Raw genomic sequence first — 23,354 nt, forward strand, 5'->3', positions numbered from 1 at the left:
CGCCGCTTAGGGAATCGCCTTAAGGGCGCCGCAGGTTTTGGCCTGCACTCGGCCGCGCGACACCCCACGAGCAGCCGGGCCCGCCTGTGCAATTAGGACTGTTCCTATATCCATCGCGCAAAGGAAAACCTAGCCTGCCCGCCGCTACAAACACACCTTGTAAGACGCGGCCAACCGCTTAATCAGGTTAAACACACGCCTAATTCGCAGACTACCGCCCCCATGACGCGCCCATTGACCAACCGCCACCTGAACCCAACCCTGGCTAGTCTGTTACGGGCTGCCGCATTGGTTTGCGCACTGGTGCTTCCCCCCACTGTCCAGGCCGACCTGTCGTTCAACGATGGCCGCACCCGCCTGATTCTCGATGGCCGCCAACAGCGCTGGCCGGTCAACATCGTCAACCTGGGCAAGGAGCCGGCACTGATGCAACTGAGCCTCAACTGGGGCGATAAGCGAGACATCCGGAACATCCCGCTGGCGATCTCCAACCCCTTGCTGCTGATCCAGCCCGGGCAACGCAAATCCATCGAAATCTTTTATCAGGGCCACGGGCTGCCCGATGACCGCGAGACTTACCTGCTGCTCGATGTACTCAAACTGCCCGACGCTGCGGAGAGCGGGACCAACCAATTGCAGATTGCACCGCTGCATCACTTCAAGGTGTTCTACCGGCCGCCGCTGGAAAGGAATCCGGCCAGGGCTGCGGCCGAAGTGAGCTGGAAACTGCTGACCGAACAAGGGTCACCCAAGGCCCTGCTGGCCAACCCTTCGCCTTATCACGTGACCTTCACCGACATCGAGCCCCTCGATGCTCGCCACCAACCCTGTGCACCGCCCACGATCCACCTGATGCTCGCGCCCTTTTCCGAGCAGACCCTGGCCCTGGACTGCAAGCAGCCCCCAACCAGCGTCGACTACCAGGCCATCAGCGACGGCGGCAGCTCCAAGGAACAGCGAGCAAGGCTGTCAAGCAGCAGTAGCCATGGCGAGGTCAAACCTTGAGCCAGAGAATAAACCTGGAAACCGGCGCTTATACATGAACCCATTAAAACTACTATTGATCACACTGTTGCTGTTCGGCTTTATAGAGAACAGCCAGGCGACAATGAATTGTGCTTCGAACGGTATTACCCAGGCATATACCGACATACCCAATACCATCAGCGTGCCCAATGAAGCAGCAGCGGGCACCGTTCTTTGGCGCTCCACCAGTACTTCGCTGACCCTTAAATGCAGATTGGACACAAACGACTCATGGCAGTACGTAATGCTCAAGCTTAGCCCTGACGATACGAGTAACAGCAGCCTGGGCCCACATGTCGAGATGGGGGTCAACTACAACGGGACGGACTATCGGTGTTCCCAGACACAAGGCTGCCGGATAAACACCAATGTAAAAATTAACTGCAATACCGGGGGCGATGGCTGCCACGAATATGATGTGCCGATGACTTACAGTCTGTTCCTCGTAAAAAAGAGCGCACCCGGCACCAATAGCAGCGGCCCCATCACCCAACTTATAAACTACAAGGCATTCCAGATAAGCGGCGACAGCCCGGGGATGACGGACCCTAGAAAAAGTTACAGCCTGACTGTACGCAACATGAACCTCATCAACTATATTCTGTGCCCGGCCACGGTAAGTTTCTCCACTCAAAACATCGACTTCGGAACCCTCTACAGTGGGCAGGCCACTCCCAACAAAGTGGCCAGCCACCGCAAACTGACTCTTACTGCCACCAGGCGCTGTAACGACGACACCGTCTTCAGCATGAGCACCTATATGAAGCCTGCCAACTTCAGCACCATCAGCCCCGGCGAAGACCTGCTTATCCCCCATGACGTGAATAACAAACCCTTCAACTCGGTAGCCTTCGAACTGCGCAGAAACGGCATTCGCATCCCTTTCAACCGGGAATCACCCATGTTCGACGCCAGTAAGGACATATCTCGTAGTCAGGACCTGGAAGCCAACTTGATCTGGCGCACCGACAAACCCAGGATCGGCACGTTCACCGGTGGGGTGATCATGGAGTTCTTCCATCGTTAGGCTGTTTGCAATGCGCCTATCCAGCACACCTACGGCCAATGAAAGCACCCCTTTGTTCAAGGGGCTTGGCCATGTCACTCGCCTGCAACACCCACCCCAGCCCTTTAGCTGCCCCCCTCATCAGGGCCGGCCAATTGTTTAAAGTCACTCGTTGCCACGCCCACCGGCAAAGGACCAATCCTGTGCCTCGGTGCTGCTGATCACCACCATCACATCCTCCGGGTCCAGCCCCAGGGATTGCTCCAGGCGCTCGACCAACGCCCGGTAAAAACGCCGCTTGGTCTCGCCCGTGCGAGGCCGGCCAGCGGTGATCACAATCAGCAGGTAATCGTCAGTGCGCGGTCCGCCCAGGTAGTGCGCATTGAAAATCAACTCGCCTGCTTCATGTTGGTGGATCACCTGAAAGCAGTCGTCTGGCGGCACCTCGAACGCCTCCACCAAGGCCTGATGCACGCCTTCGGACAGGCGTTGCAGGTAGTCCCGGGATTTGCCCCGATGCAGGGAGATACGGGCGAATGGCATGGGCCTTACTCCTGTTCTGCGGCGGGTTGCGGGACAGGCTGCTGCTCGCCAGCGGCCTGTTCCAGCAGCATCAAGGCCGAAGCCGCTGTTGGCCAACCGGAGTAGAACGCCAAGTGGGTGATCACTTCGCTCAACTGCGCCGTGCTCACACCGTTGTCACGCGCCCGCTGCAAATGAAAGGGCAACTGCTCCAGCCGATACAGCGCCACCAACGCCGCCACCGTCACCAGGCTGCGCTCCCGTGGCGACAGCTCGGGGCGCTGCCAGATATCACCAAACAATAGGTCCTGGGTCAGTTCGGCGAACTTCCCGGTGAATGTTGGCGCAGGTCGATCTGTTGAGGTCGGGCTCATTGCGAAACTCATGGTTGGCACTCCTGAAATTGAATTTGACGGAGGCAAACTATCAAGCCAGGATCATCCCGAATATCAGATTACTCAAGATCAACAATCCCGATTTACTGGACTATCCCATGCGCCGCCCGACCTTTGATCTCGATGTATTGCGCACCTTCGTCACCGGCACCGAGCTCAACAGCTTCGCCAAGGCCGCCGACCGCCTCGGCCGCTCGACCTCGGCCGTCAGCGCCCAACTGAAAAAACTCGAAGAGCAGGTCGGCAGCCCGGTGCTGATGAAATCCGGCCGTGGCCTGGTGCTGACAGCGGTGGGCGAAAGCCTGCTCGGTCAGGCCCGGCACCTGTTGCAGCTCAATGACGATTTTTTCGCCGACCTGCAGGCCACGCAGATCGAAGGCAGCGTGCGCCTGGGGTTGCAGGAGGACTTCGGCGAACACCTGCTCAGCGATGTACTGCGGCGTTTTGCCAAGGTCCATCCTCGGGTCACCCTGGAGGTGCGCATCGCCCGCAACACCGAACTGCTGAGCCTGATCGACAGCGCCCGCCTGGACCTGGCGCTGGCCTGGGACAGCGGAGCACGCACGGCCCACTGCCAGCCCCTGGGCGCCGCGCAAATGCACTGGATCGGTACTCGGGAACTGCCCGAACTGCCGGCATCACAGGAGTCGCCGTTACCCCTGGTGATGTTCGATGCACCCTGCGTGCTGCGCAGCGCCGCGACCCAGGCCCTGGACCAGGCCCGCATCCCCTGGCGCATCGCCCTGACCAGCCCCAGCGTCAGCGGCCTGTGGGCCGCCGTCAGCGCCGGGCTGGGCGTCACCCTGCGCACCCGCATCGGCCTTCCCGCTCATCTGCAGGTTCTCGACGGCCTGCCGCCGCTGCCGACCCTGGGCTACAGGCTGCACCGCGCGCAGCAACGGCCGGCGCCGGAGGTCGAGCAATTGGCGACGCTGATTGCCGCCAGCCTGGAACGCCAGACCGTGGACTAATCAAAGACCTTGGTGATGCGCAACTGCTCGACCCCAAGCCCATGCATATTGGCCGCCTCGCCTTCGCTGCGGCTGTTGGCGAACAACTTGCTGCGCAACATCCTGGCCAGGATCAAGTCGGCATACAGGCTGCCGCTGCCCATCAGGGTATAGGGCGCGGTGTACGGCGGGCGGTGCCTGACCGACTCCGCCACGAACTCCAGTTGCTCGCTGCGGGTGGCCCCATGGGCGGCCCGGGCTTGTTCTTCGAACGCCGGCAGCAGGCTGATGTTTTCGAAGTCCAGGTCAAACACCTCATCGGCTAACAATCGGAACTCCCGTGGCACGGGCAATACCGTCAAGCGGCCCCTGGACAAGCCCGCCTCGGCACCGGCCAGGCTGGCTTCCAACAGCTTGTCCAGTTCGGCCAGCACCAGAGAGTCATTGGCCGACAAGCGCTGCATGCCCCTGGCTACGTGGGCCGCCAGATCGACCCGGGCACTGAGCAAGCGATCAAACGTCAGTTCCGACGTGCACAGTTTGTAGTGGCCCAGGGCTTCACTGACGCAACCACCCTGCACCACCCGCATCAGGGCCTCGAATGTGACGACCCCGGCAATCCCTGCCTGGGAGGCGGTGTGGTGCTCAGGATGGCGATAGTCGTAGCCGAGATCGAATGCATTCCAGCGCATGGACCAGAAGCGGTCCAACTCCTGCGGATCTTCGCACTCAGGTGGCTCGGGTTGTCCGGTCATAGCCCTGAAAGACTTGGCTTGCAGCTCACGGGTAATATCGAACGTGCACAACTCACGAACCCCAGACCGGATCACCCTGGCTCTTTCGGCATCCTGCAACCGCCACTCCCGACCGAAGACGCCGCGATTGAAGTAGAAATCGATTTTCTCAAGAGACTCCACCACCTCGTTCGACGCTTTCAGGTCGCTGATCCGATAACCCCGCGCCCACAACACCGCCTGATACTGCAACTGCGGATTGTCGGCATTGAGCAGCACAAACAACGCCAGGCAGGCTTTGTCATCAAAACTGCCGGCCATGCTGTCCAGCGCCCAGAGGCTGCGCTGCAAAGCGTCCTGGAACACCCGGGACGCGCTGATGCGGTCCTCTTCGAAATAGGCGCGCACCCTCAGCCCGCGCAATGCTAGCAAGGCCGACACCGGCTCGGCGGTCACCCCATGGAAATCGAACCCCTGAAGCTCGGGTATTTTCTCGAAAGCCTGGAGCGGCGAATTGAATGGGAAGCGCGCAATCCCCGGCAGACCAGCGCTGGATGGAAGCAGGAACGGCCTGGCCGCACGCACGTTCACCCGGCCTGGGTCAGGCTCGGTGCGGGTGGCCAGCTCGGGGCCGAGATGCTCCAGGATCGTCTGTCGGTCCACGGTTGCGCCATTGCGATTCAATTGCGTCGCCAGCAACACCAACCTCGCCCAGATAAATGTGGGCGATGGCTTAGTGCCGAAGTGGCCGGCAATCATCGCCATAATGGCGCTGTTTTCCACTGAGCCTTCGGCGTTCAGGTCGTGACGGTAAAACCACAGCGACTTCAAGAACGCCCAGAGCTGCGTGGCTTCCTCTTCGCCGCCCTGGGCCTGCGGCATGACCACGGTCCTGATGGTGTCCAGCATCTTGCTGGTTTTTTTGTACGTGCACTTGTGCGCGAAATCCTGTGCACCGACGGAAGCTCTTGCCAGTTCGGTCACGTGCGCGGCGTCTTTCATGGACTCGCTCGAGGTCGCCGGATCATAGACCACCACCAGCCGATCGACGCCGCGGGTGAAAGGCCCACCGTCGCTATCACTGCCCCCCGCAAAGTCGCCCCAGGCCCCGGTCAGCGCCTTGCAGAAAGCGCTATCGGAGGCCCGGGCATGCAAGGTGATCTTGCACTGCATATAGACCCGGGTCCGGGTATCTCCAAGCTGATGGGTGCAGATGATGTCATCGGTGGCCAGGCCGGACATCTGGCCCTGGAACTGAATCTGCACCAGCGGCCCAAGGCCCAGGCCGGTCGGATGGCCATTTATCAGCAGCAACAGGTAATAGGCCTGGACCCGATGTTCAAAGCTGTTTCCCGCGCCGCCCGTTGCCTGGGGACTTGCGTATTTCTTGCCGTCAGCCACCACGTTGACCCGCTCCCTGCCTGTTTGATCCGCTGATCCCGAGTACCGCCCTGCCAGGCTCCACCGCCACGCCCTCAGCCATCCACCTGCAGCACCTCGATCCCCTGCTGCCGATACGCCTCGATATCACCCGAGGCCAGGTAGCGCTCGGTGATCATGCTGTGCAGTCGGTTGCAGGGCGCGACGACAAAGGGCTCGACGGCACCCAGTTTGTCGGCGGTGGTGACCGCGATGACCTGGGACGCACTGTCGAGCATGGCCTGCTTGAGCGGCAGCTCATCGAAATGCAACGTGCTGATGCCGACCTGGGGGTGGATCGCGCAGACCCCGGTGAACAGCAGGTCGGCCTTGATGCCCTGGATCAGCCGCAGCGCCTCGTGCCCGGTGGCCGCCATGGTAATCGGGTTGAGCTGGCCGCCGGCAAGAATCACCTTGATCCCACTGTGTTCGGCCAGGGTCATGGCGATCATCGGTGAGGCCGTGACAGCGGTGATCGTCAGCCGGGGCGCCAGGGACTGGGCGATCATCAGGGTGGTGGTGCCGGAATCGAACAGCACGATCTGCCCATCCTCCACCCGTCGCGCCGCGTGTTGCGCCAGCTGACGCTTGATCTCGCTGACTTCCCCCATGCGTGTCAGGTAGTCCTTGCCGGTGTCCCGCGGGCGCGGCAGCGCGCCGCCATGCACCCGCTGCACCAGGCCGGCGCTGGCCAGTTCAGCCAGGTCGCGGCGGATGGTGTCTTCGGATACGGCGAAATGCTGGCTCAACTGCGCGGCCATGACCTTGCCGTCGCGTTCGAGCAGCAGCAGGATTTTCTGCCGACGCAGGGAAGGCAGTTCGGCTAGGGAATGTTCACTGCGCATGTTTGTGCCTGCTTATGCGGGTTTGCGCGAGATTAGCCAAACCCGGGGCCGAGCACAATGCGTCGTCGGGGCTTTCTCCGCTGCCCATGGGCAAAGCCGATAACAGGTGGCTATGATTGGCCCCATGACGCCCATTCCCCCGCTCCGTCAACCCTGCCCACCCGGTGCCTGCATTTGCGAGCGCGAGCGCCTGCTCGACCAACCCGAGGCGGACCTGCGCATCCTCGGCCTGACCCGCCAGGAAGAAAAGCGCCTGCTCGAGCGCCTGGAAAACCTCAAGAGCCTGCAAGACCTCGAATTCCTGCAACGCCGGCTCTACGAGCAATTGGGCATCCGCCTGGAGATCGCCCCGGGCTTCAACGAGGTGCGCAGCATGCGCGGCATCGGCATCCATATCGACGAGCTGCCGGGCCTGTGCCGCAAGACCCGCCAGTCAATCCCCGCCGCCATTCGCCGCGGCCTGGAAAAAAACCCGGAAATCGCCTACGAACTCCTCAACTCTCGCGACTTGCTGCGTGACGCGTAATTTCAAACCCTGCCTTGCACTCCGTAATCTGCTGGTGTCGCGCCCTGCCCCGGCTGGTTTATGATCGCTCCCCCGCCCCGAGAAAACCCCAGAGTCCCCCATGCCAGGCCGCGTTCAATACCATCAGGTCACGCAAACCCCGGGGCTGGTGCTGGGTGAAGCCGACCTCGGCGGTTTTTGTTTCAAGCGCCACTTCCACCTCGACTTTCACGTCGGCCTGGTGACCCGGGGCATGGAGAAGATTGGTTATCGCGGCACGTCGGCGTGCCTGGAGCGGGGTTCGGTGTCGTTCATGCCGGCCCACGAAATCCACGACGGCGCGGGCGATACCGCCAGTGGCGCGATTCACACCCTGAAGACATTTCGCATCAGCGCCGAGCTGATGACGGCCATGGTCCGGGACATCAGTGGCGACGATCAGCCGCTGCACCTGCGGCCGGCGCTGATTCGCGCGCCCCAGTGGTGGCAGCAGTTGGCCCTGGTGCACCAGAGCCTGGCGGGCAACTCATCGATGTCGGCCCTGGCCACCGATGAGCAATTACTGCACCTGGTCAAGTCACTGCTGGAGCACTCCCAGAGCGTCAAGCCGGAGGCGATCGATGAAAAACTCGGCCACCGACAATGGGCCACGCTGCTGGATTTCTGCCACGCGCACCTGGCGCAGAAGATCAGCCTGGAGGACCTGGCCGGTCTCTGCGGGCTGAGCCGCTTTCAGTTTCTGCGGCGGTTTTCCAAGACCACCGGCATCACGCCCTACGCCTGGCTGCTGCGGCTGCGCCTGGAAAGCGCCTGCCGCTTGCTCGCCAGCGGGCGCCAGAGCATCGCCCAGGTCGCGGCCGAGGTCGGTTTTTACGACCAGAGCCACTTCAACCGGGCGTTCAAGCTGGCCTACAAGGTCGCGCCGTCGGATTACTGATGGGTGGCGGCAGGCACCTGCCAGTCGACAACCTGCTGCGCGCTGATACTCACCCCGCCGCACACCACAATCACCACATCCCGGGCTTCGGCCAGGGCCGGGTGATCGAGGTAGGCCACCGCCAGCGACACGCCGCAGGAGGGTTCGACCAATTGCCGCAGATCATCGGCGTAGCGCACCACGCCCATGATCGCCTCGGCATCCGACAGCACCACGCTGCGGTGCTGGAACTCAGCGATCATCTGCACCGGCCCGAGTGCCACCTGGCGTGCGGCCAGGGTGCTGGCGACAGTCTTGACCTCATCCAGCTGCACCGGATGCCCGGCCGCGAGCGCTGCGGCAAAGGACGCCGCGCCTTGGGTTTCACAGGCGACGATGCGGCAATCGGTGCGGCCATGGCGCTTGAGCCCGGTGAGCAACCCGGCAAGCAGGCCACCACCGCCCACCGAGGCGACCAGGGTGTCGACCTGGGGGCAGTCTTCGAGAATTTCATCGACCATGCTGCTGTGCCCCTGCCACAGGATCGGGTGATCGAAGGCCGGCACGTACTGGCTGTCCGGGTCTTCGGCCAGCTCCAGGGCCAGTTGGTTGGACTGGTCCCAGACCGAGCCGTGGACGATCACTTCGGCGCCGATGGCGGCGATCCGTTGCCGGGTCATCGGCGAGGTGGTATCGGGCACCACGATGCAGGCGCCCAGGCCCAGGCGGGTGGCCGCCACGGCCGTGGCCAGCCCGGCATTGCCACCCGAGGCACAGATCACCCGACGCTTGCCCTGCTCCGCCGCCTGGCTGCACATCAGGCCCATGCCGCGCATCTTGAACGAGCCGCTGGGTTGCAGGTTTTCCAGCTTGAGCCAGATGCGCCGGGTCGGGCTCGAAAGGCCGGGGTGAAGAATCAACGGGGTGCGGATATGCAGCATCGGATCAGCCTTTTTTGACAGCAGGAAATAGACCCCCAGGCTACTGAGTCGATACCGCCCCCGGCTTGTAAAAAATTGCAGGCCCGGCCCCGAGTCTGGTAAATGCATGGGCGGCCTTGCTTTCGTCCCCCCCGGGGCGCCCTGAGCTGCGCAGGCTCCCCTAACCGGCCCGGCGCCGGCCACCACCATCGCCCCCTTGCCCAGCGGACTATTCGATATGCCCCAAGACTCCCTCGATGCCATACGCCACAAGGTCGCGCAGATGCCGCTCAGCCCCGCGCCGCTGCCCTGGAAGCTCGTCACCGAGATGGCCGCCGGCAGCCTGCTAGAAGTGGGTTTCGACCGCGACCTGCCGTTGCTGCTGGTGACGTCCAGCGCAGGGCGCAGCGTGATCGACTGCCACAGCGGGGAGAAAATCGCCCGCGACTACCGCGAAGGTTTTGACAGCGACCTGCACCTGGAAACCCCAGGCATCGGCCCGCTGGCCGGCAAGACCCTGCGCATGAGCGGCATCAACGGCGGTGGCCTGTTGCTGGGCACCAGCGATGGCTGGATGGTCGAAAGCGTGACCCTGTGCTGGCCGGAACAGCATCTGCTTCTGGTGGAGCCGGGCTCCTGGCTGTACGGCAACCTCCACGACCGGCCTGGCGTCATGCACAAACTGGCGATCGAACGGGAAATGCGCGCCTTCGGCTTTTCTCCCTGCGGCACGATCCTGGTCCTGGCCAGCAATAACGAGTTGACGATTTACCGCCGCGACCTGCCATCGCGCTAAGCCCTGGCCCGTCGCGCCTGGGGCAACGCGGGGCCCTGGCCAAGCGGCGGATTCCTGCTAGCGTTTCATCCAACCTCCCGCCGTGATCAGCGATGCCGAAGGCCGTCGGCCCTCGGCGCGCTGCCAAGCGGCACCTGCCTCGCCCCCCGGAAACCCGCCCCCCATGAGCAGCGTCGACGACCGTCTGAAACTCGGCAAGCAAGCCCGCAAGCAATGCCCGCGCAGCAGCCAGGCCGCCCCCGGCAAGATCAAGCGCGACCCGCTGCCACTGATCGAAGCCTCAAGCCAGGGCCGGGTGCGCTCGCTGGTGGAGTTGCGCTACGGGCGCATGCTGGTCCCGCCCTTCACCTTTTATCGCGGCAATGCCCTGCTCCAGGCCCATGACCTTTCCACCACCCCCGACATGGGGCTGTCCTCGACCATCTGCGGCGATTGCCACCTGATGAATTTCGGCGGTTTCGCCACCCCGGAACGCAACCTGCTGTTCAGCGTCAACGACTTCGATGAAGTCCACCCCGGGCCCTGGGAGTGGGACCTCAAGCGCCTGGTGGCGAGTTTTCTGATCGCCGCCCGCGACCTGCGCCACGGCGAAGCGGTCGAGGAAGAACTGTGCCGGCAACTGGTGGGCGCCTACCAGCGCAGCATGGCCAACTGCGCCGGGGAAAGCGCGCTGGATATCTGGTACGACGCCCTGACCTATGAAGACCTGCTGGAACAGGCGCAGTCCAACCGCGCCACCCTGGAGCACGTGCAACGCGCCATGGACAAGGCCGAGCGGCGCACCCACGCCGAGCTGCTGCCCAAGATCAGCGAGCGCGATGCCCGTGGCCGCCTGCGGATTCGCGACGATCTGCCGGAAATCTTCCACCTGCACCAGAACACCACCCTGCTCGACGCTGACGATGACTGGATGCGCCTGGGGGACTGGCGGCCGCTGTACGAGACCTTGATGCGCGACTATCGCGGCACCTTGCAGGCCGACCGGCGCGACCTGCTGGCGCGCTTCAAGGCTCGCGACCTGGCGTTCAAGGTGGTGGGCGTGGGCAGTGTCGGCACCCGCTGCCTGGTGTCGCTGCTGACCGACGAACAGGAGCGGCCGCTGTTCCTGCAATTCAAGGAAGCCCGGCGTTCGGTGCTGGCCGGCTACGTGCGCGGCAAATCGCGCCCCAGTCATAACGGCCAGCGCGTGGTCGAGGGCCAGCGCCTGATGCAGTCGGCCAGCGACCTGTTCCTGGGCTGGACCACCGGGCCCAATGGCCGGCATTTCTACGTGCGCCAACTGCGCGACATGAAGGTCTCGGCGGAACTGGAAACCTTCGACGCCGAGACCTTCGGCGCCTACGCGCGGATCTGCGGCCGGGCCCTGGCTCGGGCCCACGCCAAGGCCTCGGGGCAGGCGCCGCTGATCAGCGGCTACATCGGCAAGAGCGAGACCCTGGCCGAGGCCCTGTGGCAGTACGCCAAGGCCTATGCCACACAAAACGAGCGCGACTTCGAACGCTTCCAGCAAGCCTGTCGCAAGGGCCGTTTGCAGGCGCGTTCAGAGGCGGACTTTGCCGCCGACCATCTGCCTTGAACCTCAGTGGGGTGTGGTGTCTGCGGCCGGGTCCCGGGCGCCCAGCAGGGCCTTGATGGCCTGGGCATCCATCGGCTGGTTGAGGTAGAACCCCTGGGCCTCGTCACAACGGATGGCGCCCAGCGCCTGCAACTGGTCGATGGTTTCCACGCCCTCGGCGGTGACCGTCAGCGACAGCGCGCGGCCGAGGCCGACAATCGCCTGGATGATCGAATGGTCGCCGCCGCTGGCGGTCAGGCCACCGACGAAACTGCGATCGATCTTCAGGCCATCGAACGGGAACGAGCGCAGGTAACTCAGGGACGAGTAGCCAGTGCCGAAATCGTCCATCAGCAGCCGCACCCCCAGGGCCTTGAGGCCCTGCATGATGACCAGCGCACCCTGGGCATCGTCGAGCATCACGCTTTCGGTCAGCTCCAGCTCCAGGCGCGCCGGGTTCAGCCCGGTCTCGGCCAGCACCGCCTTGACCCGCGCCACCAGGTGCCCGCGCTGGAATTCGGTGGGCGACAGGTTGACCGAGATCATCACCTCTTCCGGCCAACTCGCCGCCGCCTCGCAGGCGTGCTGCAGCACCCAGTTGCTCAGAGGCAGGATCAAGCCGGTTTCCTCGGCGATATGGATAAACCGATCCGGCCCCAGCAGCCCACGCTGCGGATGCTGCCAGCGCACCAGCGCCTCGGCCCCGGCCAGCCGCTGGCCCTCGATGCGGTAGCGCGGTTGGAAGTCCAGGCGCAGCTCGCCATGCTTGATCGCGTGGCGCAGGTCGCTTTCGAGCTGGCGGCGCTCGATGATCCGCGCGTTCATGTCGCCGGCATAAAAGCGCCAGGTGGCGCGCCCGGCGTCCTTGGCTTCATACAGCGCGATATCGGCGTAGCGCAGCAGCTCCTCGGCCAGGATGGCGTCGGCCGGGGCCATGGCGATGCCGATGCTGGCGCTGATAAACACTTCGTGCTCGGCGATCTGGAACGGCTCCTCGATGCGTTCGATCAGGCGCCGGCACAGGCTCTCGACTTCGTCCTGGGAACGCATGCCGGCCACCACCAGCACAAACTCGTCGCCGCCGATGCGTGCCACCAGGTCGTCGCTGCGCAGGCACTGTTGCAGGCGCTGGGAGACCTGGTTCAGCACCTGATCCCCGGCGGCATGCCCGAGCAGGTCGTTGACCGGTTTGAAGCGATCGAGGTCGATGCTCAGCATCAGCAGCGGTTCCTCCAAAGTCGGCGTGGCCTTGAGCTTGCCCTCGATGAACTCCTGCATCCGCGAGCGGTTGGCCAGGCCGGTCAAGGCATCGTGCTGGGACAGGTATTCGATGCGCCTGCGGGCCTCGACTTCTTCGGTGATGTCACTGGCGGTGCCACGATAGCCCCGGCCCTCCATCTCGCGCACCGACAGGCGGCAGATCCGTGGCTGGCCATCCCCCGCGAAGTAGTTGCACTGGACGATGGCATTGGCCCGCCGCGCATGGTCCTTGAACCATTGCGACAAGGGCCCCTGGTCGGAGGTCAGCACCTCATCCACCGGACGCCCCAGGCAGGTGGTGCGGGACAGGCCGGTGATGGTTTCAAAGCGCTCGGAGAGGTAGGTAAAACGCAGTTGCCCGTCGAGTTCCCAGATCCAGTCGGAAGCCGCCTCGGCCACATCGCGAAAGCGCTCCTCGCTGGCCGCCAATGCCCAGCGGCTGGCCTGCAACGAGTTGTAGTGGGCATCCATGGCCCGGGCCGCCGCCGTGGCCCGGCGCAGGATGAAGGCGGTCATCAGGGCAAACACCAGCCCGGCGATGCCGAGCAGCGGCAAGACCAGCACCAGCAACTGCTGCCCGGGCCGCGCCGGCACCCATTGCAGCACCCCGGCGGCGTCGGGCAGGCGCAGCGCGGGCAGGTCGGCCTGCGTACCGCCGACGTGCAACTGCTCGACACCAAAATCCTGACCCAGGGCCGCCAGGCGCTCAGGCCCCAGGCGCGCGACGAACACCAGCACCGAGGCCGGCCCGTTGTCGGCCTCGACCGTTGGATCGGTGCCTGGGGTCAGGGCCGCGGCAGCCATCAGGGCCGGGGTGCCTTGCAGGTCGACAAAGCGACTGGTCGCTTCATCGCTGGACGCACTCTGGCGTGCGCGCTCCAGCAACTGCGGTGGGATATCGCGGAGCCAATCCGGTGGAGCGGCGGTCTGCAACCGGCCCTCGATCAGCGAATACACCGGGCGATTGCTTGGGTCGAGCACGAACACGCCGTCAAATCCCAGGTCGCTGAACAGCGTCGACCCCAGGTTCTGCCGGCCAAATGCCCAGTCGGTATCGACGCTCTGGTGCAGGTGTCGGTAGGCGTCGCCCCAAAAGGCATAGTCCTTGACCGTGGAACGCGCGGATTTATCGAAAACCTGCAGCGCCTTGTCGATATCGAAACGGTTGTGCGCCTCGGCCTCGCGGTTCTGGCCCAGGGCGATATAGATCAGCAGGCCGCTGGTGAGCAGAAAGATCGCCAGCAACAGTAACGAACAGCCCAGCAGGGTGGCGCGGGTCAGGGACAGGTTGGAGGTCCGGGTCGCGGGTCGTTGCTCGGGGTCGACGCTGAGATTGTCCATAATCCTCCGGGTGCGAGCGCGACACCGCCGCCAACCTCGGCGACCCCGGTGCTGCTCTCACCTGCCCTTTGACGATAGACAGTTTTTTCCGCGAGCCAGTGTGCAAATTGCAGAAACCCGGCCACGACCCACCCTGGCCGACGCCCGGTCTTGCGTCCGGACCCCGGCGAAGGTGAGGGTCAGGCCTCTGCGGTGGCCGCCACGAATGGCGGGACCTGCTCCAGCCCACGGTAGATCGGCAAGCCCAACTGCTCACCATGGGCCACCATACGGTCGGCGCCCGCCGAGGGGCCACCGATGCGCAGCACCGCGTCGCAGCGTTGCAACAGGCCTTCGGCGTAAGCGTGGAAATGGGCGTTGTACAGTTCGTCGCCCACCGCGCGGGAACCCGCCAAACGGGTCATGGGCAACGCCACCCACTCCCCCAGCACGGGAAAATGCCCGGCCTTGAGCAGGTCGGCGGCGCATTGTTCCATGGCCTCGACGTTGGCCGCCAGGCGTGCCGGGTCATCGTCGGTGCCGGCGCGGTACGGGCCGGCGACCAGGATCATCAGGCTGCGCGGCGCCATCAGGTGCAGCTCCAGGTACTGCAAGAGCATGATGGTCTTGCCATCGATGATCTCGCCGGACTTGACCATGGCCAGGGCCTGCTCGAAGCCCAGTTCCAGGACTTCGATGTCCTCGCCCTCCTCCTCCAGCCCACCGCCGTCGCCGATGCGGTCCCGGGCCTGGTACTGGCCGATGAAGAAGTGGATACGCTCGGTGACCGAGCCCGGGCTCATGAAGGCCTGGAAGATTTTTTCCACCGCCTGCACCCGGTAGCCGGTCTCTTCCTCGGCCTCCTGGCGGATCCGCTGCTCGGGGCTGGCGTTGTCCAGCAACCCGGCCGCCGCCTCGATCAGAAACCCGCTGTGCTCATTGACGAACGCCGGCATGCGGAACTGGCGGGTCAGGAGCACGGTGCGCTGCGCCAGGTTGTACAGGAGGATGGTCGCGCCATTGCCGCGGTCATACACCTCGCGGGTCTGCACCTGCCAGCTGCCGTCTCGGCGCTGCAGGTTGAAACTGTACTTCTTGAGGATGTACCAGTTGTCCGAGAGTAACTGTTCGTCGGTGATCTGTACCCGGGGCTGACTCATGCAAGGTCCTTGTTCAGGTCGGTATGGCTCGGCACCTCTGCCAGCTGCTCGAGCATGCGGTTGATATGAGCCTGGGTCAGGGCAAAACCTGCATCGCCCTGCCGCAGTTGCCCGCCCTCAACCCGGGCGGCCCACCAGTCGGTGATAAACCCGGGGGCATAACCGCCGGTGCCGAAGCCTTTGCCGAAGGCGATCATCTCGCTGTAGATGGCCAGGTATTGCTCCTGGGTCTGCACCGGATGCCGACTCTGGTAGAGCCAGAACTGCAGGTCGTACAGCAGCTGCGACAAGGGGTCGGCGTGCAGGGCGAAATAACGTTTCTGCTCGACGATCTGCAACGCCACCCGGCGGATCGCCGCGCCGGTGTCGGGCAGCCCGTGGAAATGCCTGATCAATTCGCCCAGCACCTCGGAAAACGGCGCCTCGCAGACCTTCAGCCGGTCATCGAGATAGTCCTGCTCCGAGGTGTCATAGACCTCGGGCGACACCAGGCCACGGACGAATGCCTCGAAGTTGCGGGCAAGGACCGTCACCTGGTAATCGCCTTCCTGATCGACGTGCACCACCTGCGGCTCACCTTGCGGGCCGCACTCGCGGTAGTCGAGGGCGATCATGTCGTGCCCGGCCGAGGGGCAGTTGCAGATGTAGACGCCGAGGTCCGGGTAGCCCCACTCCTCGATCATGAACCGGCTGCCGTGCTCACCCCCCAACGACGAGCGCTGGCGGCGGCCGATGCTGAGGAAGCTGTCGATGGCGCAATGGTCCTCGGCCCAGGACGTCCACTCCTCGGTGGGGAAGCAGCTCAGTTGGGGCCGGCCGCCATTGTGGCGTTTCATAAAGGCGATATAGGACGCCGGCAGGCGGTAGCCCAGGGCCTGTTCCAGCTCGGCGATCAGCTGATCGTCCGGCGGCTGGTCATGGCTGTCGCCGCTTGTGTTCGGCTCCCAGAAACTCGCCAGGTCGATATCGTGCAGCAGCTCGCTCATCCAGTGCATCCCTTGCGGTAAAAGGCAGGCGCCAAGGCTACCTCAACCGCTCTTCACATCCACCAGCGCAGCAGAAAAAAGAACGCCATGCTCAACAACATGCTGAGCAAGGTGTTGCGAGTGAAAACCACCAGCGCGATGGCCACCAGCGAGCTGAGCAGGTACGGGTTGTGCCATTGCAGGTTCAACTGGTGGTCGGGCATGAACACGATCGGCCCGCAGATCGCGGTCAGCATGCCCGGTACGGCAAAGCCGAGAAACTGCCGGGCGTTGCTGCCCAGGCGCAGCGGCAGGCGCGGTTCGAGAAACACGTAGCGGTTGAGGAAGACCAGGAACCCCATGCCGAAAATCACTGCCCAGACCATCATGTGCGCTCCCGATACAGCTTGTTGCAGATAAAGCCTGCGGTCATGCCCGCCAGCCCCGACAGAACCAGCGCCGACCCCCACTGCCAGTAGCTGAAGAGCACCGAGCAGAACAGCGAGACGGCGACACAGACCACGGTCGGCACGTTGCGCACCAGGGGCGTGATCAGGGCGATAAAGGTCGCGGCGATGGAAAAGTCCAGGCCCAGGTGCTCCAGCCCGGGAATGCTCTTGCCGAGGACGATGCCGGCCAGGGTGAACAGGTTCCAGGCCACGTAAAAGGTCAGGCCCACGCCCAGGGCGTACCAGCGGTTGAACTGCTCCCGGTCATGGGCGCTGATCAGGGCGAACAACTCGTCGGTAAGCAAAAAGCCCAGCCCCATGCGCCAGCGCCCCGGCAAGGGCGAAATCACCGAACGCAGGCTCATGCCGTAGAGCAAGTGCTGGGAGGTCAGGAGCAAGGTGGTCAGCAGAATCGAGAAAATCCCCGCACCGCCCTTGAGCATGCCGATCGCCACCAATTGCGCGGCACCGGCAAACACGATGCCCGACAGCCCCTGCCCTTGCAGCGGCGTGAGATTGGCCTCGATGGCCATGGACCCGGCGAGCAGCCCCCAGGGCGCGGTCGCCAGGGACAGCGGAATGATGGCAATGGCACCGCGCACAAAGGCGGCGCGCGGCAAAAGCTGGCTGGACATAGAACCCTGCATTCCCTAAATGGACAGCGACTGTGCCAGCCCCGGAGGCTATTGGCTTGAACAATCTTGCGCATTTACGCGTGTCATGGCGGACGCCGCCGGCGTCGGACCAGCGCTGCCTGCGGCAGCGGCTACAAACATCGCGTGTCGCCGCTTGGCCCTCAAGGGCGCCGTGGGGTGTCATGGGCAACCCGGTTAAGGCAACGGCCACAAATGACAACGCCCCTCACGAGGGAGGGGCGTTGGGGGTCACGCGCAAGACGGTGCGGCTTACATTTGCACCAGATTGGCGATCTTCACGTCCGGATCGACGTCGGCTTCGTAGTCGACACCCGGGATCTCGAACCCGAACAGGCGCAGGAACTCTTGCTTGTAGCCGACAAAGTCGGTCATTTCGTAGAGGTTTTCGCTGGTGACCTGGTCCCACAGCGCCTTGACCCGGTCCTGGACTTGCGGCTCCAGTTCCTTGTAGTCGGCACGCAGGCGGCCTTCCTGGTCGATCACCGGAGTCTCGGCGTAGAGGCTGTTTTTATACAGACCGTAAACCTGTTCGATGCAACCTTCGTGACTGCCCTGCTCTTTCATGACTTTGAACAGCAGCGACAGGTACAGCGGCATGATCGGGATCGCCGAGCTGGCCTGGGTCACCACGGCCTTGAGCACCGATACGCGGGCGTCGCCGTGCAGGTCTGCCAGTTGCTTGCGCATGCCGATGACCTTGTGGTCCAGGTCCTTCTTGGCTTCGCCAATGGAACCGTTCCAGTAGATGTCGTGGGTCAGCTTCTCGCCCAGGTAGGTGAAGGCGGTGGTTTTCGCGCCTTCGGCAAGCACGCCGGCGTCGTGCAGCGCGTCAATCCACATCTGCCAGTCTTCGCCACCCATGACCGCGATAGTGCCGTCGATTTCTTCCTGGGTCGCAGGCTGCAGCGTGGTTTCCTTGACGATTTCCTTGTCGGTGTCCACACCGCGCAGGGTCACCGATTTGCCCAGCGGCTTGAGAGTCGAGCTCAGGACTTCGCCGGTTTTCGGGTGGGTACGGCGCGGCGCAGCCAGGCTGTAGACCACCAGGTCGATCTTGCCCAGGTCACGCTTGATGGTCTCGATGGTCTCGGCCTTGACCGCATCGGAGAACGCATCACCGTTGATGCTCTTGGCGTACAGGCCTTTTTCTTCGGCAAATTTGTGGAAAGCGGCGGTGTTGTACCAGCCGGCGGTGCCGAGCTTGCCGTCAACGCTGCCGCGCTCGAAGAACACCCCCAGGGTGTTGGCGCCGCAACCGAAGGCCGCGGTAATCCGCGCCGCCAGGCCGTAGCCGGTGGATGCGCCGAGCACCAGTACGTTCTTTGGCCCAGCGTCGATGGCGCCCTGTTCAGTGACGTAGTCGATCTGTTGCTTGACGTTGGCCTCGCAGCCGACCGGGTGGGTCGTCACACAGATAAAGCCGCGAACGCGGGGTTTGATGACCATACACAATCTCCAAATTCAATATGCCAAGAGCCAATACGGGCTGTAGCAGTGTCACGAGTTCAAGTTCATAGACGCTCGGAACGCCTTCGCGTCACGGCGAGATTGGCAATGCAGCCAATTTAGACTCGTTATTCAACTGATCACGGTGGGTACAACCCGGGGATTCTAGTGCCCCGTACCCGGATTGCGTAGCCGCAAGCGGCGAAACTCTACCAGTTACCCTGCGCCCACGGGGTGCCGCGCGCGAAAATCCCGAAGCACGCCGGGCTATCGAGCCGATCGCGGATTGGCCACAATGGCCCGCCTGACGCGCCTTGCCCGCGTCAGCCCCGAATGAAGCCCAAGGAAAACACTCGCGTCATGGATACCCAAGTACTGGCAAAACTGCTGCATGACGCCGGCTGCAACCCACGCTCGTACAGCATTGGCTCCGACCGGGGCGCCTCCGACGCCTTCTGCCTGGTCAGGCACGGCCCGCAATGGCGCGTGTTCTACACCGAACGCGGCCAGGCGGAGCCTCCGGAGTATGTGTCCAAGGATGAAGACCAGGCCTGTCGCTACTTTCTGCAACTGATACTGGAATTGCCCCATAACCACTGCGTCGGTTTTTTCCGCAGCCAGGCCCGGGCCGAGCAGTTGTATGCCGAGCTGCACGCGGCGGGACTCAATCCCACCCAGGACCGGATTCCCTACGGCGGCCCCGACGACCCGCGGTTTCGCGTGTTCGTCAGCGGCCCGGCGATTTTTGGCGCCCGCGAACTGCTGGGAACCCTGCCTCGGGAAGAAGCCTGAACTTGCTCACCTCCCCCCTACCTCAGCCTCGTACTTGCCAGCACAAGGAGCCCTCGCCGATGGATGCCAAGACCCTGGTCGCCAACTGCAAAAAGCAAAAAGACCACTACCTGCACAGCCTGCACGACGACCGGACCCAGGTCGGCCAGCAGTTGCAGGCCCTGGCGCTGACAGCGCACCAGAAGGCCCAGGTCCTGGCGGTGATTGATGGCGCCTTGACCGACCAGTTGTACAGCCTGTTGCTGGGCCTGGACGGCGCCGCCAGCATCGGCGACGAACAGCATGACTTTGCGCTGTACAACGAAACCGGCGAAGCCATCAGCGGCAGCGGCGAACTTGAAGCCCAGGCCTATGCGCAACTGATCGAGGCGGCCACGGGCTGACTAGCCCTGGGGTCGGTCGAGGGCGGCATCCAGCGCCGCCTCCAGCTCAGCCTCGGCGACCGCCTGGCCATCGAGCCACAGGCTCAGGTCGGCCAGGTGAATGTTCAGGGTCACTTCCCGGCGATCCCCGGGGTACTTGCGCAGGCGCAGATCGAGGCCCAATGCCGACTCATCCGCCGCCAGCAAGTCCCATTGCCCGGCGCTCAGATCCAGCAGCACCCGGCCCTGGCTCAGGTCCTCGACCTTGGGCCCATACAGCCAGTGGCTCATGCGCATTTCCCGAGGTTCCAGGCTGACGCGCAGGCAGCCGTTGCAGTAGTTTTTCGGGGTGCACATGGGGGCAGGTCCTCGGAACAATTTCAGGGGTTGGGGATCATAACCTGGCCCCTGAAAAAACCTCAGCGGCACGGCACAATCCCTCGTCCGCCGGTGTGGGATTCGCTACTATGTATTCCCGTTTTCCTGCCTGTGCAGTCAAGCCACCCTGGAGCCCGAATGCCCAATCCCAAGGACATCGCCACCGACAATGGCGCGCCGATGATTCCGGAGCAACGTCGCGAGCAGATCCTGCGTCAGTTGCGCAAGCACCAGGTGCTGAGCGTGCATCAGTTGATGGAAATGTTCGATTGCTCGCACATGACCGTGCGCCGCGATATCGCCCTGCTGGAGCAGGAAGGCCGGGCCTATTCGGTAACCGGTGGGGTGCGCATCGCCAGCCAGTTGCACAGCGAGCCAAGCCACCAGTCCAAGGCGGTGGTCGAGCTGCCGCAGAAGCAGGCCATGGCCAAATTGGCCGCCCGCCTGTTGCGCCCGGACATGACGGTGTACCTGGACGCAGGCACCAGCACCCTGGAAATCGTGCCCTACATCAAGGCCCTCTCGGGCATGACCGTGGTCACCAATGACTTCGGGGTGGTGCAAGCGTTGATGGAGGCGCCGCAGGTGACTGTGATCCACACCGGTGGCCAGCTCGACCACTCCAACCATTCCTGCGTCGGCGGCCTGGCCGTGACCACCCTGCGCCAGATGGTGACCGACATTGCCTTTATGTCCACCAGCTCCTGGGATCTGCGCCGTGGCATCACCACTCCTTCGGCGCTGAAGGTCGAGGTCAAGCAGGTGGCCATGCAGTCGGCGTCCCAGGTGGTGCTGGTGGCCAGCAGTTCGAAATACGGCACCTTCAGCATGTACCGCATCGCCGGCCTGGAGCAGTTCGACGTCATCATCAGCGACGCCGCCCTGGCCCCGGCAGCAGCAGACGGGATTCGCAAACAAGGCGTCGAGCTGCTGCTCCCCGAGTAAACGACCCTGCAGCCGCTGACGCGACATCCATACACCTGACACACCACGACGACAGCCCCGGCCAGCGCAGCCTCATGCCTCGGCAGCGGCTACAGGGGGTGGGCTTTTTCGGTTTGTTGCATGAACTGGCCCAGCTCCCTGGCGTAGAACCTGGCCATGCCGGTGGTGCCGTGGCCGCGGGTCTCGGCGCTGGCCGGGATCAGCACTAGCCGCGCGTTCTTGAGCTGGCGCAGCGAGGCTTCCAGGGTTCCGGTTTCCGGCGGGTTGCGCTCGTCATCAGCCGAGTTGATCGCCAGCACCGGGGCCTGGATTTTGCCGAGGCCCGGGGCCGCGTTGTAGTCGGCGGACGATTGCCACTGGTAGATAAAGTCATTGGCGTCGGCGCTTTGCGCCGCGGCGAGGCGTTCATCCACCAGTTTGTCGGCCAGGGCCCGGGTCGGTGCAGCCGCCTGATACGCCAGGGTGCCGCCGCTGGTGCCGACGCTGAACAGCGCATTGGCCAGGCGCAGGGACGGCGGCTGGGCGCTGTAGTTGCCGTTGTTCCAGGCCGGGTCCTGCTTGATCGACTCCACCAGCAGCCGGCGCATCATCCAGTTGCGCGACGACATCTCGGTCGGCTGCGAAGCCATGGGCACCAGGGCATCCATCATCTGCGGCCAGGTCTGGCCCCACATCCAGGTCTGCATGCCACCCATGGAATTGCCGATGACCAGCCGCAGGTGCTTGACCCCCAGGCCCTCGGTCACCAGCCGGTATTGGGCCTGGACCATGTCCGCGTAGTTGTACGCGGGGAATTTGGTGCGCAGCCCGTCCGAGGGTTTGCTCGACTGGCCGACGCCGATGCCATCGGTGGAAATGATGTAGTACTTGCTGGCGTCCAGCGGCTGGCCGGGGCCGAACAGTTCGCCGCCAAAATCCTTGCTCAGCACATCGCTGCCAGGGCGGTAGGTGCCGTGCAGGTAGAGGATGGCCGGGTTTTTCGGATTGCCGAGGGTGATGTAGTGCAGTTTCAGGTTGGCCAGCTTTTCACCGCTATGGAAGGTGAACTCGGGGGCTACCCAGTCCCCTTCGGTGGCCGCCGGCAAGGGCGCGGCGCTGAGGGTGGAGCCGGCGAAAAGCAGGGAAAACAGCAGCCCGATAGCGGGCCGGGAAGCGAAGCGCTGCATGGGATGAGTCCTGTTGTTTTTGTTCTGGGAGCCCCTGCGCGAGCGGCGCGCAGGGGGTGCATCGAGGGTTTAGCGGGCCTTCCAGTCGCGCAGCCATTGCAGGCCGGCCGAGGTGTCGCCCCGTGGGCGGTATTCGCAGCCGATCCAGCCGTCATACCCCAGCTCGTCGATGAGGTTGAACAGGTACGGGTAGTTCAGCTCCCCGAGGTCCGGCTCGTGACGGTCCGGCACGCCGGCGATCTGGATATGGCCAATGCCGGAAAAATCCCGACGCAGCTTGACCGCCAGGTCGCCTTCGACGATCTGGCAGTGGTAGCAGTCGAACTGCACCTTGAGGTTGCTGGCCCCGACTTCCCGGCAGATGGCCTGGGCCTGGTCCTGGCGATTGAGGAAAAAGCCCGGCATGTCACGGGTATTGATCGGTTCGAGCAATACCGTGATCCCGACCTTGGCCGCCTGGGCACTGGCATAGGCCAGGTTTTCCAGGTACACGCCGTGGTGCCGCGCACGGTCGCTTTCGGACGGCAGCAAGCCGGCCATCACGTGGATCCGCGAGTTGCCCAGCACGGCGGCGTATTCCAGGGCGCGGTCGAAACCGGCGCGGAATTCGCTCTCGCGCCCGGGCAGGCTCACGGTGCCCCGTTCGCCCGCCGCCCAGTCGCCCGGTGGCGCGTTGAACAAGGCCTGGACCAGGCCGTTGTCGCTCAGGCGCTGCTTGAGTTCCTGGGCGCTGTAGTCGTACGGAAACAGGTACTCCACCGCTTCGAAACCATCGGCCGCGGCGGCGGCGAAACGGTCGAGAAACTCGTGTTCCGGGTAGAGCATGCTGAGGTTGGCAGCAAAACGAGGCATGTTAACTCCTGGGA

The 23,354-nt window shown here is 63.8% G+C and carries 24 protein-coding genes; 10 read left to right on the top strand and 14 right to left on the bottom strand.

Annotated features, from left to right (window positions below):
* Positions 1-303: 303 nt before the first annotated feature.
* Positions 304-1,005, top strand: a complete 702-nt coding sequence (locus tag MF4836_RS17705) for a fimbrial biogenesis chaperone (RefSeq protein WP_161955749.1) — start codon at positions 304-306, stop codon at positions 1,003-1,005.
* A 34-nt stretch (positions 1,006-1,039) separates the two neighbouring features.
* Entirely contained in the window at positions 1,040-2,053 is a 1,014-nt protein-coding gene (locus tag MF4836_RS35815) for a hypothetical protein (RefSeq protein WP_238596155.1), read from the top strand.
* A gap of 144 nt (positions 2,054-2,197) precedes the next feature.
* Here the strand turns inward: MF4836_RS35815 and MF4836_RS17715 are convergent, their stop codons facing one another.
* Positions 2,198-2,575: a tautomerase family protein gene (locus MF4836_RS17715; protein ID WP_078471352.1), complete on the bottom strand. Its 378-nt coding sequence runs from the start codon at positions 2,573-2,575 to the stop codon at positions 2,198-2,200.
* Between the two features lie 5 nt (positions 2,576-2,580).
* Positions 2,581-2,940 (bottom strand): carboxymuconolactone decarboxylase family protein, encoded by a 360-nt coding sequence (locus MF4836_RS17720; protein ID WP_421547043.1) that lies wholly within the window; start codon positions 2,938-2,940, stop codon positions 2,581-2,583.
* A gap of 107 nt (positions 2,941-3,047) precedes the next feature.
* On the opposite strand from MF4836_RS17720, the gene MF4836_RS17725 reads away from it, so the two are divergent.
* Positions 3,048-3,920: a LysR substrate-binding domain-containing protein gene (locus MF4836_RS17725; protein ID WP_078471354.1), complete on the top strand. Its 873-nt coding sequence runs from the start codon at positions 3,048-3,050 to the stop codon at positions 3,918-3,920.
* Here MF4836_RS17725 and MF4836_RS17730 read toward each other — a convergent pair.
* Entirely contained in the window at positions 3,917-6,037 is a 2,121-nt protein-coding gene (locus tag MF4836_RS17730) for a hypothetical protein (RefSeq protein ID WP_078471355.1), read from the bottom strand. The genes MF4836_RS17725 and MF4836_RS17730 overlap by 4 nt on opposite strands.
* Before the next feature lie 71 nt (positions 6,038-6,108).
* Complete coding sequence (locus MF4836_RS17735) at positions 6,109-6,897, bottom strand: DeoR/GlpR family DNA-binding transcription regulator (protein WP_078471356.1); 789 nt, start codon at positions 6,895-6,897, stop codon at positions 6,109-6,111.
* Between the two features lie 124 nt (positions 6,898-7,021).
* On the opposite strand from MF4836_RS17735, the gene MF4836_RS17740 reads away from it, so the two are divergent.
* Both MF4836_RS17740 and MF4836_RS17745 read left to right on the top strand, forming a co-directional pair.
* Positions 7,022-7,423, top strand: coding sequence for a hypothetical protein (locus MF4836_RS17740; protein WP_078471357.1), 402 nt, complete (start codon positions 7,022-7,024; stop codon positions 7,421-7,423).
* A 100-nt stretch (positions 7,424-7,523) separates the two neighbouring features.
* A complete protein-coding gene (locus MF4836_RS17745; RefSeq protein WP_078471358.1) occupies positions 7,524-8,339 on the top strand; it encodes an AraC family transcriptional regulator in 816 nt (271 codons plus the stop codon).
* On the opposite strand, the gene MF4836_RS17750 is transcribed toward MF4836_RS17745, so the two are convergent.
* Complete coding sequence (locus MF4836_RS17750; protein ID WP_078471359.1) at positions 8,333-9,259, bottom strand: pyridoxal-phosphate dependent enzyme; 927 nt, start codon at positions 9,257-9,259, stop codon at positions 8,333-8,335. The genes MF4836_RS17745 and MF4836_RS17750 overlap by 7 nt on opposite strands.
* A gap of 217 nt (positions 9,260-9,476) precedes the next feature.
* On the opposite strand from MF4836_RS17750, the gene MF4836_RS17755 reads away from it, so the two are divergent.
* Positions 9,477-10,034, top strand: coding sequence for a hypothetical protein (locus tag MF4836_RS17755; RefSeq protein WP_238596156.1), 558 nt, complete (start codon positions 9,477-9,479; stop codon positions 10,032-10,034).
* 163 nt (positions 10,035-10,197) lie between these two features.
* A complete protein-coding gene (locus tag MF4836_RS17760) occupies positions 10,198-11,610 on the top strand; it encodes a DUF2252 domain-containing protein (protein ID WP_078471361.1) in 1,413 nt (470 codons plus the stop codon).
* A gap of 3 nt (positions 11,611-11,613) precedes the next feature.
* On the opposite strand, the gene MF4836_RS17765 is transcribed toward MF4836_RS17760, so the two are convergent.
* The 6 genes from MF4836_RS17765 to fabV all read right to left on the bottom strand — a co-directional run bounded on the left by MF4836_RS17765 (position 11,614) and on the right by fabV (position 18,845).
* Positions 11,614-14,190 carry a bifunctional diguanylate cyclase/phosphodiesterase gene (locus MF4836_RS17765; protein ID WP_078471362.1) on the bottom strand — a complete coding sequence of 859 codons (2,577 nt, stop codon included), beginning with the start codon at positions 14,188-14,190 and terminating at the stop codon, positions 11,614-11,616.
* 179 nt (positions 14,191-14,369) lie between these two features.
* On the bottom strand, positions 14,370-15,329 hold the full coding sequence (locus tag MF4836_RS17770) for an NUDIX domain-containing protein (protein WP_078471363.1): 960 nt from the start codon (positions 15,327-15,329) through the stop codon (positions 14,370-14,372).
* Positions 15,326-16,315: an SMI1/KNR4 family protein gene (locus MF4836_RS17775; protein WP_078471364.1), complete on the bottom strand. Its 990-nt coding sequence runs from the start codon at positions 16,313-16,315 to the stop codon at positions 15,326-15,328. Before MF4836_RS17775 ends, MF4836_RS17770 begins: the two co-directional genes overlap by 4 nt.
* A gap of 53 nt (positions 16,316-16,368) precedes the next feature.
* Positions 16,369-16,680: an AzlD domain-containing protein gene (locus MF4836_RS17780; RefSeq protein ID WP_020298333.1), complete on the bottom strand. Its 312-nt coding sequence runs from the start codon at positions 16,678-16,680 to the stop codon at positions 16,369-16,371.
* Entirely contained in the window at positions 16,680-17,378 is a 699-nt protein-coding gene (locus MF4836_RS17785; RefSeq protein ID WP_078471365.1) for an AzlC family ABC transporter permease, read from the bottom strand. Before MF4836_RS17785 ends, MF4836_RS17780 begins: the two co-directional genes overlap by 1 nt.
* Before the next feature lie 270 nt (positions 17,379-17,648).
* On the bottom strand, positions 17,649-18,845 hold the full coding sequence (fabV, locus tag MF4836_RS17790; protein ID WP_020298331.1) for an enoyl-ACP reductase FabV: 1,197 nt from the start codon (positions 18,843-18,845) through the stop codon (positions 17,649-17,651).
* 360 nt (positions 18,846-19,205) lie between these two features.
* On the opposite strand from fabV, the gene MF4836_RS17795 reads away from it, so the two are divergent.
* Complete coding sequence (locus MF4836_RS17795) at positions 19,206-19,637, top strand: SPOR domain-containing protein (protein ID WP_078471366.1); 432 nt, start codon at positions 19,206-19,208, stop codon at positions 19,635-19,637.
* 59 nt (positions 19,638-19,696) lie between these two features.
* A complete protein-coding gene (locus tag MF4836_RS17800; RefSeq protein WP_078471367.1) occupies positions 19,697-20,020 on the top strand; it encodes a hypothetical protein in 324 nt (107 codons plus the stop codon).
* Here MF4836_RS17800 and MF4836_RS17805 read toward each other — a convergent pair whose 3' ends face one another.
* The gene (locus MF4836_RS17805; protein ID WP_078471368.1) at positions 20,021-20,356 is read right to left on the bottom strand and encodes a hypothetical protein; all 336 of its coding nucleotides are present in this window, start codon (positions 20,354-20,356) and stop codon (positions 20,021-20,023) included. It abuts the gene before it with no gap.
* 159 nt (positions 20,357-20,515) lie between these two features.
* Here MF4836_RS17805 and MF4836_RS17810 point away from each other — a divergent pair, with 159 nt between their 5' ends.
* Positions 20,516-21,322, top strand: coding sequence for a DeoR/GlpR family DNA-binding transcription regulator (locus MF4836_RS17810; protein ID WP_078471369.1), 807 nt, complete (start codon positions 20,516-20,518; stop codon positions 21,320-21,322).
* A gap of 89 nt (positions 21,323-21,411) precedes the next feature.
* Here MF4836_RS17810 and MF4836_RS17815 read toward each other — a convergent pair whose 3' ends face one another.
* Positions 21,412-22,488, bottom strand: coding sequence for an alpha/beta fold hydrolase (locus tag MF4836_RS17815; protein ID WP_078471370.1), 1,077 nt, complete (start codon positions 22,486-22,488; stop codon positions 21,412-21,414).
* A 69-nt stretch (positions 22,489-22,557) separates the two neighbouring features.
* Positions 22,558-23,340: a 2-oxo-tetronate isomerase gene (gene otnI, locus MF4836_RS17820; RefSeq protein WP_078471371.1), complete on the bottom strand. Its 783-nt coding sequence runs from the start codon at positions 23,338-23,340 to the stop codon at positions 22,558-22,560.
* Between the last annotated feature and the right edge of the window lie 14 nt (positions 23,341-23,354).

The sequence above is a fragment of the Pseudomonas sp. MF4836 genome (genome assembly GCF_002018875.1).
GTDB lineage: Bacteria > Pseudomonadota > Gammaproteobacteria > Pseudomonadales > Pseudomonadaceae > Aquipseudomonas.

Bases quoted from the DNA above. Each gene is read 5' to 3' on its own strand.
- MF4836_RS35815 (WP_238596155.1), top strand. From the start codon at position 1,040: ATGAACCCATTAAAACTACTATTGATCACACTGTTGCTGTTCGGCTTT.
- MF4836_RS17715 (WP_078471352.1), bottom strand. From the start codon at position 2,575: ATGCCATTCGCCCGTATCTCCCTGCATCGGGGCAAATCCCGGGACTAC.
- MF4836_RS17720 (WP_421547043.1), bottom strand. From the start codon at position 2,940: ATGAGTTTCGCAATGAGCCCGACCTCAACAGATCGACCTGCGCCAACA.
- MF4836_RS17725 (WP_078471354.1), top strand. From the start codon at position 3,048: ATGCGCCGCCCGACCTTTGATCTCGATGTATTGCGCACCTTCGTCACC.
- MF4836_RS17735 (WP_078471356.1), bottom strand. From the start codon at position 6,897: ATGCGCAGTGAACATTCCCTAGCCGAACTGCCTTCCCTGCGTCGGCAG.
- MF4836_RS17740 (WP_078471357.1), top strand. From the start codon at position 7,022: ATGACGCCCATTCCCCCGCTCCGTCAACCCTGCCCACCCGGTGCCTGC.
- MF4836_RS17745 (WP_078471358.1), top strand. From the start codon at position 7,524: ATGCCAGGCCGCGTTCAATACCATCAGGTCACGCAAACCCCGGGGCTG.
- MF4836_RS17750 (WP_078471359.1), bottom strand. From the start codon at position 9,259: ATGCTGCATATCCGCACCCCGTTGATTCTTCACCCCGGCCTTTCGAGC.
- MF4836_RS17755 (WP_238596156.1), top strand. From the start codon at position 9,477: ATGCCCCAAGACTCCCTCGATGCCATACGCCACAAGGTCGCGCAGATG.
- MF4836_RS17760 (WP_078471361.1), top strand. From the start codon at position 10,198: ATGAGCAGCGTCGACGACCGTCTGAAACTCGGCAAGCAAGCCCGCAAG.
- MF4836_RS17765 (WP_078471362.1), bottom strand. From the start codon at position 14,190: ATGGACAATCTCAGCGTCGACCCCGAGCAACGACCCGCGACCCGGACC.
- MF4836_RS17770 (WP_078471363.1), bottom strand. From the start codon at position 15,329: ATGAGTCAGCCCCGGGTACAGATCACCGACGAACAGTTACTCTCGGAC.
- MF4836_RS17775 (WP_078471364.1), bottom strand. From the start codon at position 16,315: ATGAGCGAGCTGCTGCACGATATCGACCTGGCGAGTTTCTGGGAGCCG.
- MF4836_RS17780 (WP_020298333.1), bottom strand. From the start codon at position 16,680: ATGGTCTGGGCAGTGATTTTCGGCATGGGGTTCCTGGTCTTCCTCAAC.
- MF4836_RS17785 (WP_078471365.1), bottom strand. From the start codon at position 17,378: ATGTCCAGCCAGCTTTTGCCGCGCGCCGCCTTTGTGCGCGGTGCCATT.
- fabV (WP_020298331.1), bottom strand. From the start codon at position 18,845: ATGGTCATCAAACCCCGCGTTCGCGGCTTTATCTGTGTGACGACCCAC.
- MF4836_RS17795 (WP_078471366.1), top strand. From the start codon at position 19,206: ATGGATACCCAAGTACTGGCAAAACTGCTGCATGACGCCGGCTGCAAC.
- MF4836_RS17800 (WP_078471367.1), top strand. From the start codon at position 19,697: ATGGATGCCAAGACCCTGGTCGCCAACTGCAAAAAGCAAAAAGACCAC.
- MF4836_RS17805 (WP_078471368.1), bottom strand. From the start codon at position 20,356: ATGTGCACCCCGAAAAACTACTGCAACGGCTGCCTGCGCGTCAGCCTG.
- MF4836_RS17810 (WP_078471369.1), top strand. From the start codon at position 20,516: ATGCCCAATCCCAAGGACATCGCCACCGACAATGGCGCGCCGATGATT.
- MF4836_RS17815 (WP_078471370.1), bottom strand. From the start codon at position 22,488: ATGCAGCGCTTCGCTTCCCGGCCCGCTATCGGGCTGCTGTTTTCCCTG.
- otnI (WP_078471371.1), bottom strand. From the start codon at position 23,340: ATGCCTCGTTTTGCTGCCAACCTCAGCATGCTCTACCCGGAACACGAG.